Source organism: Streptomyces sp. NPDC031479 (assembly GCF_055581065.1).
On sequence record NZ_JBVIKC010000069.1, the window covers coordinates 1 to 9,675 of the forward strand.

General features: G+C 74.4%; 7 protein-coding genes. 3 read left to right on the forward strand and 4 right to left on the reverse strand.

What is annotated here, in order from left to right; translation table 11 throughout:
- Positions 1 to 158 precede the first annotated feature (158 nt).
- The 4 genes from ACZ5D2_RS38735 to ACZ5D2_RS38750 all read right to left on the reverse strand — a co-directional run bounded on the left by ACZ5D2_RS38735 (position 159) and on the right by ACZ5D2_RS38750 (position 5,663).
- Positions 159 to 2,573, reverse strand: coding sequence for a transglutaminase TgpA family protein (locus ACZ5D2_RS38735; protein WP_371678918.1), 2,415 nt, complete (start codon positions 2,571 to 2,573; stop codon positions 159 to 161).
- A complete protein-coding gene (locus ACZ5D2_RS38740) occupies positions 2,570 to 3,928 on the reverse strand; it encodes a DUF58 domain-containing protein (RefSeq protein ID WP_468936194.1) in 1,359 nt (452 codons plus the stop codon). Before ACZ5D2_RS38740 ends, ACZ5D2_RS38735 begins: the two co-directional genes overlap by 4 nt.
- Positions 3,928 to 4,938: an AAA family ATPase gene (locus ACZ5D2_RS38745; RefSeq protein ID WP_371678920.1), complete on the reverse strand. Its 1,011-nt coding sequence runs from the start codon at positions 4,936 to 4,938 to the stop codon at positions 3,928 to 3,930. The genes ACZ5D2_RS38740 and ACZ5D2_RS38745 overlap by 1 nt, the downstream gene beginning before the upstream one ends.
- 137 nt (positions 4,939 to 5,075) lie before the next feature.
- Positions 5,076 to 5,663, reverse strand: coding sequence for a beta-class carbonic anhydrase (locus ACZ5D2_RS38750; protein ID WP_371678921.1), 588 nt, complete (start codon positions 5,661 to 5,663; stop codon positions 5,076 to 5,078).
- A 276-nt stretch (positions 5,664 to 5,939) separates the two neighbouring features.
- On the opposite strand from ACZ5D2_RS38750, the gene rsmH reads away from it, so the two are divergent.
- From rsmH to ACZ5D2_RS38765, 3 genes are all read left to right on the forward strand, one after another.
- A complete protein-coding gene (gene rsmH, locus ACZ5D2_RS38755; RefSeq protein WP_266838583.1) occupies positions 5,940 to 6,899 on the forward strand; it encodes a 16S rRNA (cytosine(1402)-N(4))-methyltransferase RsmH in 960 nt (319 codons plus the stop codon).
- Positions 6,896 to 7,432 (forward strand): cell division protein FtsL, encoded by a 537-nt coding sequence (gene ftsL / locus ACZ5D2_RS38760; RefSeq protein ID WP_371678922.1) that lies wholly within the window; start codon positions 6,896 to 6,898, stop codon positions 7,430 to 7,432. The genes rsmH and ftsL overlap by 4 nt, the downstream gene beginning before the upstream one ends.
- Positions 7,433 to 7,597: 165 nt before the next feature.
- Complete coding sequence (locus ACZ5D2_RS38765; RefSeq protein ID WP_468936199.1) at positions 7,598 to 9,634, forward strand: peptidoglycan D,D-transpeptidase FtsI family protein; 2,037 nt, start codon at positions 7,598 to 7,600, stop codon at positions 9,632 to 9,634.
- Positions 9,635 to 9,675: the final 41 nt, after the last annotated feature.

Here is a 9,675-nt window from a genome sequence, read left to right on the forward strand (position 1 = left end):
GGGAAGGGGGGGGGGGAGGGGTGGGGGGGGGGGGGGGGGGGAGGAGAGGGGGGGGGGGAGGGGGGGGGGGGGGGGGGAGGGGGAAAACCCCCCCCCCCCCCACCGGCGTTCTGCCGTTCCCGCGTCCTTCCGCGGCGGCGCGGAGACCGCGGCGGGCTTCAGCCGCGGTTGCGCAGGGGGAGGCGGAAGCGGGCGGAGAGCGCCGACGTACGGGCCGAGAACGCGGCCAGCCGGGCCGAGAGCGCCCAGGAGACGCGGGCCGCCGAGCGAGGGAGCAGGAGCGCCCGCAGCCGGCCCGGACGGGTCGCGGACGCCAGCAGCGCGGCGCGGGCCAGCAGGACGTCGGCGGCCGGCCCCGGATCGCAGACCTCGGCGCCGGGAGGGGCGTACAGCGCCCGCTCCACCGCACCCGCGACCCGGTGCACCGCCTGCGCGGCGTCCCCGTCCAGCCGGCCCAGGACCACCACGCGCGCCGCGGCCCGGCGCGGGGAGAGCGCCTCGTCGGGCGGGACGCCCACGTCCCAGGCGGCGTCACCGAGCTCCCGCCACGCGGCGAGCACGTCCCCGCCGGCCAGGCGCCGGCGGCGGACCCGGCGGCGCCACAGCAGCGGCAGCAGCGGCAGCCCCAGCAGGACCAGTACGGCCGCGCCCCAGCCGATGACCGCGCCCACCGGCAGGCCGCCGGAGCCCGCAGCGGCGGACTGCTTCGGCGCCGCGCCCCCGCACTCGCCGAGCTTCTTCAGCTCCGGCGGGCAGGCGTCGTTCTGCGAGGGGGCCGCCGAGGGCGCCGCCGCGGACTGCGAGGGCAGCGCGGACGGCGCGGACGGCTGCGGGAGCGGGGCGGCGGCGCGGCTGTAGTCCGGCACCGAGATCCCCGAACGGGGCGTCGGCTCGAACCGGGTCCACCCCACGCCCTCGAAGTACAGCTCGGGCCAGGCGTGCGCGTCCCGCATCGAGACGTTCACGCTGCCGTCGGACTGCTTCTCACCCGGGGTGAAGCCGACCGCCACGCGCGCCGGGATGCCCAGCGTGCGCGACATCGCCGCCATCGAGAAGGCGAAGTGGACGCAGAAGCCCTCCTTGTCCTGGAGGAAGCGGGCGATGGCCTGCGAACCCGTCCCCGACGACACCTTCGTGTCGTAGCGGAAGCCGCCGTTCACCGCGAAGAAGTCCTGCAGCCGGACGGCCCGGGTGTAGTCGTCCTGCGCGCCCTGCGTCACCCGCCGGGCCGTCTCCGCCACCACCGGCGGCAGGTTGTCCGGCACCTTGGTGTACTCGGCCTGCACGAAGGGGTTCGGGCCGGGGGCGGACTGCAGCTGCGCCGCCGTCGGCCGCAGCAGCAGGCTCCGTACCGTGTACTGCGCGCCCTGCACGTTCTGGAAGCGGTCCTTGCCCAGCTGGTCGCCGACCAGGGTCCGGCCGACCGGTTCGTACCGCCACTTCCCGGCGATGTCCACCTGCGTCGCCGGGTACGGCATCGGCAGGTAGCGCTGGGCGTACGTCTCCGCCGCCGAGACGGTGGTGCGGATCTCGGCCGCGCCCTCGCGGACCCGCTCGCTCAGCCCCGCGGGGTTCGGCAGCCGCTCCGGCACGTCGGTCAGGGGGCGGCCGGAGGCCTCCCACTTGACCCCGTTGAACTCGTCCAGCGCCAGGATCCGCAGGTACTGCTCGCCCAGCTGCGGGCTGTCCGTGCGGTACTTGAGCACCACCCGGTTGTCCTGCGCGTTCAGGCTGGACTGGAGCGACACCAGGGGGTTCACCGCGGAGATCGTGCCCCCGCCGCCCGCCGCCGCGGAGTCCTCACCGGGGCGCCCGAGCACCCCGCCGCCGAGCGCGGGCAGCGCGGCCGGCACCGCCAGCGCCAGCCCCAGCGCGGCCACGCCGATCCGGCGGCCGGTGCGCACGGGCGCCAGGGCCCGCCCGCCGCCGGAGCCGCCGCCGTAGCCCGAGGCGGCGGACACCCGCGTGCTCGGGGCCGCGCCGAAGACCCGGCCCCACTGGGCGAGCCGGTCGCGCCCCTCGGACAGCAGGAGCATCAGGTAGCCCGCGCCGGCCAGCAGGAAGGCGAACCAGGAACCGCCCCGCTCCGCCGACAGCCCGGCCGCCACCGAGTACAGCGCCAGCAGCGGCAGTCCGGCCGCCGCGGCCGTGCGCAGCGTGACCGCCAGGACGTCGACCAGCAGGCCGATCAGCAGCACGCCGCAGATCAGCAGCAGCCGGATGCCGTCCGTCAGGGGGGCCGGTATCGCGAACTCGCCGACGTCCCGCACGCCCTGCTGGAACAGCCCGCCGAAGTCGGTGACCAGGAAGGCCATCGGCCCGCTCCCGGTGGATTCGGCCTTGCCCGCGAAGAGGAGGGCCAGCAGCAGCAGCGACACCAGCAGCTGCGCGCCCACCGTCAGCGGCCGGGCCAGCGGGATCCGCCGGCCCCCCGCCCCCACCGCCGCCTGCACGGCCAGCAGCGCGGCCGCCTGGAGCAGCCAGCCGGAGGTCTCCACCAGCGGGGCCAGCGACCAGGAGGTCAGCAGCGTCGCCAGCGCGGCGAAGAGCGTCACGCGTGCCCGCCCGCTCATACCAGGCCTCCGGGGGTCGTTCCCGTGCCGACGGGGGCGTTGCCCGCCTGCCGCCACAGCTCGGCGAAGGCCGCGCCGGGCGGGACGGCCAGTGCCGTCCAGCCGGCGTCGCGCAGCCTGCGCAGCCGCTCTTCCACCCGCGAGGGCGTTCCGGCCCAGGTCGCGGAGTCCAGTACGAACGCCACCGCTCCCGCGCTGCGCTGCCGCATCCGGGCCGCCATTTCCGTCTGTACGTCGTCCAGGTCGCCGAAGAACGCGACGAGCAGGCCGTCCCCGCCCGAGCCGAGCCCGGCACCCGCCCCGCGCACGGCTTCGCAGGCGCGGGCGAGTCCGGAACCCTCGGAGTGGCCGACGACCGCGAGGGTGTCCATCATCAGCCCGGCCGCCTCGGCGGACTCCTGCCCGCCCGAGGAGAAGCCGCCGGCGCCCTCGCCGGGCACCGAGTCACCGGTGTCGGTCAGCAGCCGCACCGAGAACCCCTGCTCCAGGACGTGCAGCACGGTGGAGGCGGCGGCGGAGACCGCCCATTCGAAGGCGGAGTCGGGGCCCGCGCCCTCGTAGGCGCCGCCCCGGGTGTCGAGCAGGACGGTGGCCTTGCTGCGCTGCGGGGTCTCCTCGCGGCGCACCATCAGCTCGCCGTAGCGGGCGGTGGAGCGCCAGTGGACCCGGCGCAGGTCGTCGCCGCGCCGGTAGGTACGGGGGATCACGTCGTCGTCGCCGGACAGCGCGAGCGAGCGGCGGGTGCCCTCGCCGTAGCCGTTGGCCTCGCCGGTCATCCGGACCGGGGGCAGGGGCTCGGTGCGGGGCACGACGGTGAGGGTGTCGTAGGCGCTGAAGGACCGGGTGAGCTCGACCAGCCCGAAGGGGTCGGTCAGCCGGAGCTGGAGCGGGCCCAGCGGGTAGCGGCCGCGCAGGTCGGAGCGGACCCGGTAGGAGACCTCGCGCTTGCCTCCGGCCTCGACCCGGTCCAGGACGAAGCGCGGCCGGGGTCCCAGTACGTAGGGCACCCGGTCCTGGAGCATCAGCAGCACCGTGGGGACCCGGGAGACGTTCTCCAGCCGGAGCTGGACGCGGGCCTCGCCGCCGGCGGGCACCCGCGGCGGGGTCAGCCGCCGGTCGCCGGTGACCCGGTGGCGGGTGCGGTGCAGGGTCAGGACGCAGATCAGGGGCAGGGCGACGAGCAGCATGCCGACGCGGAGCAGCTGGCCCTGGCCGAGTACGTACGCGCACCCGGCGGCGGCGGCCCCGGCGGCCAGGAACGAGCGGCCCCGGGTGGTCAGACCGGCCAGCGAGGCGCGCAGCCCGCCCGGGTCCCTCACCTGCCCGCCGGCGCCGCGCGGGGCACCGGCGCCCATCAGAAGCCCCGGATGCCCGCGCCGGGCGGCATCTCGCCGCGGGCGTGCGCGGCGGGGACGGGGGTGCGCTGGAGGATGTCCTGGACGACCTGCTCGGCGGTGCGCCGGTTGAGCTGTGCCTGCGCGGTGGGCAGCAGCCGGTGCGCGAGGACGGGCGCGGCCAGCTGCTGGACGTCGTCGGGCAGTACGTAGTCCCGGCCGGCCAGGGCGGCGGCGGCCTTCACGGCGCGCAGCAGGTGCAGGGTGGCGCGGGGCGAGGCGCCCAGGCGCAGGTCCGGGTGGCTGCGGGTGGCGGAGACCAGGTCGACGACGTAGCGGCGGACGGGCGGGGCGACGTACACCTCGCGGACGGCCTCGATGAGCTTGACGACGTCGTGGGCGTGCGCGACGGCGGCGAGGTCGTCGAGGGGGGAGACCCCGCCGTGGACGTCGAGCATCTGGAGCTCGGCCTCGGGGCTGGGGTAGCCGACGGAGACGCGGGCCATGAACCGGTCGCGCTGGGCCTCGGGGAGGGGGTAGGTGCCCTCCATCTCGACCGGGTTCTGGGTGGCGACCACCATGAAGGGGCTGGGCAGGGCGTAGGTGGTGCCGTCGATGGTGACCTGGCGTTCCTCCATCGACTCCAGCAGCGCGGACTGGGTCTTGGGGGAGGCGCGGTTGATCTCGTCGCCGATGACGATCTGCGCGAAGATCGCGCCCGGCTTGAACTCGAACTCGCGGCGCTGCTGGTCGTAGATGCTGACGCCGGTGATGTCGGAGGGCAGCAGGTCCGGGGTGAACTGGATGCGCTGGACCGAGCAGTCGATGGACTTGGCGAGCGTCTTGGCCAGCATGGTCTTGCCCACGCCGGGAACGTCCTCGATCAGCAGGTGGCCCTCGGCGAGGAGCACGGTCAGGGCGAGCCGGACGACCTCGGGCTTCCCCTCGATCACGCCCTCGACCGACTGGCGGATCCGCTCGGCCGTGCTGGTCAGATCAGCGAGGCTCGCTCGGTCGTCGTACGTGGTCACCTGGTTCTCCTCGGCCCTTTCCCAGGGCCGACGCTCTTGGCGCATGAACCGGCCCACCCCGAAACACGGACGCCGTTCCGGAGGGATTCCGGGGGGCGTCCCCCCGCATTCTTGACGCCGTCACGGCCCGGTGTCACTCACGAGGCGGGATCGATCTCCCGCAGGAGCCCCGTGTGCACGTCGAAGACGAAGCCTCGCACATCGTCCTTGTGGGGCAGGAAGGGGTTGGTGCGCACGCGCTGCATGGACTGGCGGACGTCCTGGTCCACGTCGCGGAAGGCCTCGACGGCCCAGGCGGGGCGCTGGCCGACCTCGTCCTCCAGCTCGTGCCGGAAGTCCTCGGTCAGGCTTTCCAGGCCGCAGCCGGTGTGGTGGATGAGTATCACCGTGCGGGTGCCCAGGGCGCGCTGGCTGATGGTGAGCGAGCGGATGGTGTCGTCGGTGACGACACCGCCGGCGTTGCGGATGGTGTGGCAGTCGCCCAGCTCCAGGCCGAGGGCCTTGTGGAGGTCGAGACGGGCGTCCATGCAGGCCACGACGGCCACGTGGAGGACCGGGCGGGCGTCCATGCCGGGGTCGGCGAACTTCGCGGCGTACCGGCGGTTCGCTTCCACGAGGCGGTCGGTGACGGAATCGCCGCCGGACGTCTCGGAGGCGGGGCTGGCGGGCAGGGATGCGGAAGTCGTCATGGTTACGACGTTAGTGGTCACAGGGCGGTGTGGCATTGAGTGAGGGTGGACAAAGAAGGTCAACGAGCCTTGTTGTGAGCTAACCCACAGGGGTGAGGCGGGGGCTGCCATTCAGGTGATTCGCGGCCTTTGCGTGTTCCCCGCGGGTGGGGCGCACCGGCCGCGGGGCGGTTCGTTGACCGCGGCGACCGTTGCACTAAAGTGACGCGAACCGGCCGGAGCCCGGCCCTCACCCGGCCGCCCGGCCCCCTGGTAAAACTCCGCGTGCGCGGCGCGGCGTACGCCTGCCGCGCCGTTATCTGAGAGGGCGCTTTGACTAGCGAGTCCCGACATGTCCCGGTGATGCTCCAGCGGTGCCTGGACCTGTTGGCCCCGGCGCTGGAGAGGCCGGGGGCCGTAGTCGTCGACTGCACCCTCGGCCTCGGCGGCCACAGCGAGGCCCTGCTGACCCGGTTCCCCGAGGCCCACCTGATCGGCCTCGACCGCGACAAGGAGGCCCTGCGGCTCTCCGGCGAGCGCCTCGCGCCGTTCGGCGACCGGGCCACCCTCGTCCACGCGATCTACGCCGACCTCGCCGAGGTGCTCGACGGCCTGGGGATCCCGGCCGTCCAGGGCATCCTCTTCGACCTGGGCGTCTCCTCCATGCAGCTCGACGAGGCCGACCGCGGGTTCGCGTACGCGCAGGACGCGCCGCTGGACATGCGCATGGACCAGACGACCGGCATCAGCGCCGCCGAGGTCCTCAACACCTACGCCCCCGGCGAGCTGGTGCGCATCCTGCGCCAGTACGGCGAGGAGAAGCAGGCGAAGCGGATCGTGTCGGCGGTCGTGCGGGAGCGGGAGAAGGAGCCCTTCAGCAACAGCGCGCGGCTGGTGGAGCTGATCCGGGACGCGCTGCCGCAGGCCGCCAAGCGCACGGGCGGCAACCCCGCCAAGCGGACCTTCCAGGCCCTGCGCATCGAGGTCAACGGCGAGCTCTCCGGGCTGGAGCGCGCCATTCCGGCGGCGGTCGACCGGATCGCGGTCGGCGGGCGGATCGCGGTGCTCTCGTACCACTCGCTGGAGGACCGGCTGGTCAAGCAGGTCTTCGCGGCGGGCGCCACCTCCACGGCGCCGCCCGGACTGCCGGTCGTGCCGGAGAAGTACCAGCCGAAGCTGAAGCTCCTGACGCGCGGGGCGGAACTGCCCACCGAGGAGGAGATCGCCGAGAACCGGCGGGCGGCCCCGGCCCGGTTCCGCGGCGTCGAGCGCATCCGCGAGGCGCGGCTGTGACCCCGGCGGGCCGCTCCCCGGGCGGCAAGGCCGGCAGGGCGGCCCGCCTCGTCCGGGTGCGGCCCGCCGCCGCCACGGCGGGGCAGGCGGCCCGGATGCCGTTCGTCCTGCTGGTGGTGGCGCTCCTCGGCGGCGGGCTGATCAGCCTGTTGCTGCTGAACTCCGCGCTCAACCAGGGCTCCTTCCAGCTGACGAGGCTGAAGAAGGAGACCACCGCCCTGACGGACGAGCAGCAGGCGCTCCAGCGGGACGTCGACGGCTACTCCGCCCCGGACGCGCTCCAGCGCCGGGCGCACGAGCTGGGGCTGGTGCCGGGCGGCAGCCCCGTCTTCATCGGCTCCGACGGCAAGGTCGCCGGCACCCCCACCGCGGCGGAGGCACCGCCCGCGCCGTCGCCCCCGGCGGTTTCCCCGAGTGCGCAGCCGCCCGCGTCCGGCGCGCCGGCCCCGCCCTCGGGGGGCCCCGCGCCCGCCACGGGCCAGTCCGTACCCCCTCAAGCCCAGCCACAGCCGAGCCAGACCCCTGGAAGGTGACGTCGTGACGCGGACCCCTGCGGGGCATCTCCCCGCCCCGCCCTTCCACCGTTCCCCGGACCCCGACCGGAGCCGCGCCCCAGGCGCCGGCGGGGCCGGACTCCGGCTGAGCGGTGCGGGACGGCGCGGCCGGGGCGTCCGGAGGACGATCCCGGCCGCGCCGGCATGGTCGAGGGGGCCCCGGTGAGCCCCAAGGAGCCTCCGCGCCGCAGAGTGACCGGGCCACCGCGGCCGCGGCCCGGTGAGCGGGCGCGGGCCACGGCCCGCCCGGCCTCCCGCCCCGCGACCCGCCGCCCCGCCGCGCAGCGCACCCCGCACACCATCCGCCTCGGCAGCCCGAAGCCCCGGCTGCGCCTGGTCGGCGTGGGGCTGACCCTGGTCATGCTGGCCTTCGTCGTCCGGCTCCTCCAGCTGCAGGCCGTCGACGCGTCCGCGTACTCCGCCAAGGCCACCGAGAACCGCTTCGCCAGCTACACCCTGGCCGCGGAGCGCGGGGAGATCACCGACCGCAAGGGCGTGGCCCTGGCCACCAGCGTCGACGCGTACGACATCACCGCCGACCCCAAGATGTTCACGCCGCAGGAGAGCAAGGCCCCCGACGCCCCCGAGCAGGCCGCGGCCCTCCTCGCGCCGATCCTCGGCAAGGACGCCAAGGAGCTCACCGCACGCCTGAAGACCAAGAACACCCGCTACGTGATCCTGGCCCGCCGCCAGACCCCCCAGGTCTGGAACCAGATCAAGGACCTCAAGAAGCTCTTCGCCGACAAGGCCGCCGCCGACAAGCGCGGCAACGGCCCCGGCGCCAACGTCATCGCGGGCGTCTTCAACGAGGTCAGCAGCAAGCGCGTGTACCCGAACGGCGACCTCGCCGCCGGGATACTGGGTTACGTCAACGCCGAGGGCAAGGGCGGCGGCGGCCTGGAGTCCTCCCTCGACAAGAAGCTGTCCGGCAAGGACGGCCGGCTCACGTACGCCCAGTCCGGCGGCCGCCGCGTCCCCACCGCGGGATCCAGCGAGAAGCCCGCCGTACCCGGCGACGACATCGAGCTGACCATCGACCGCGACATCCAGTGGGCCGCGCAGTCCGCGATCGCCGAGCAGGTCGAGAAGTCCGGCGCCGACCGCGGCTACGTCGTCGTCCAGGACACCCGCACCGGCGAGGTCCTGGCCATGGCCAACGCCCCCGGCTTCGACCCCAACGACCTGACCCGCGCCCGTTCCACCGCGATGGGCAACGCGGCCCTCCAGGACGTGTACGAACCGGGATCGACCGCCAAGGTGATCTCGATGGCCGCCGTCCTGGAGGAGAAGAAGGCCACCCCCGACACCCACGTCGAGGTCCCCAACCGGCTGCACCGCGGCGACCGGCTCTTCAAGGACGACGTCGACCACCCGACCTGGTACCTGACCCTCAACGGGGTCCTCGCCAAGTCCTCGAACATCGGCACCATCCTGGCCACCGGCCAGCTCGGCGCCACCCAGCCCGAGGCCAACAGGGTCCTCTACTCCTACCTGGAAAAATTCGGCATCGGACGCCCCACCGGCCTCAACTACCCCGGCGAGTCCCGCGGCATCCTCGCCAGGCCGGAGGCCTGGTCCACCTCGCAGCAGTACACGATCCCCTTCGGCCAGGGCCTGTCGCTCAACGCCATGCAGGCGGCCTCCGTCTACTCCACCATCGCCAACGGCGGGGTCCGGATCACCCCGACCCTGGTGCGCGGCACCAAGGGCCCCGACGGCCGGTTCACCCCGGCCCAGGCACCCGAACAGACGCGCGTGGTCAGCCAGGGGACCGCCAAGACCCTCGCGGAGATGCTCGAATCCGTGGTCGACGACCAGGAGGGCACCGGCACCAAGGCCCGCATCCCCGGCTACCGGGTCGGCGGCAAGACCGGCACCTCCAACCGGGTGGATCCGGCCACCGGCCGCTACAAGGGCTACACCGCCTCCTTCGCCGGCTTCGCCCCGGCCGACAACCCGCGGATCACCGTCTACTGCGCCATCCAGAACCCCACCAAGGGCAGTTACTTCGGCGGCCAGATCTGCGGACCGATCTACAAGACGGTGATGGAGTTCGCGCTCAAGACCCTCCAGGTCGCACCCACCGGAACCGCCCCCGCGGGACTCCCGGTGACCTTCGACGGCGGCCCGCCGCCCGCCACCCCGAACAACACCCAGCCCGGCCCTCAGCCCAGCCCGTAGACCGGCCCGCAGTCCGGGCGGTGAACCGGCCGCCCGGCCAG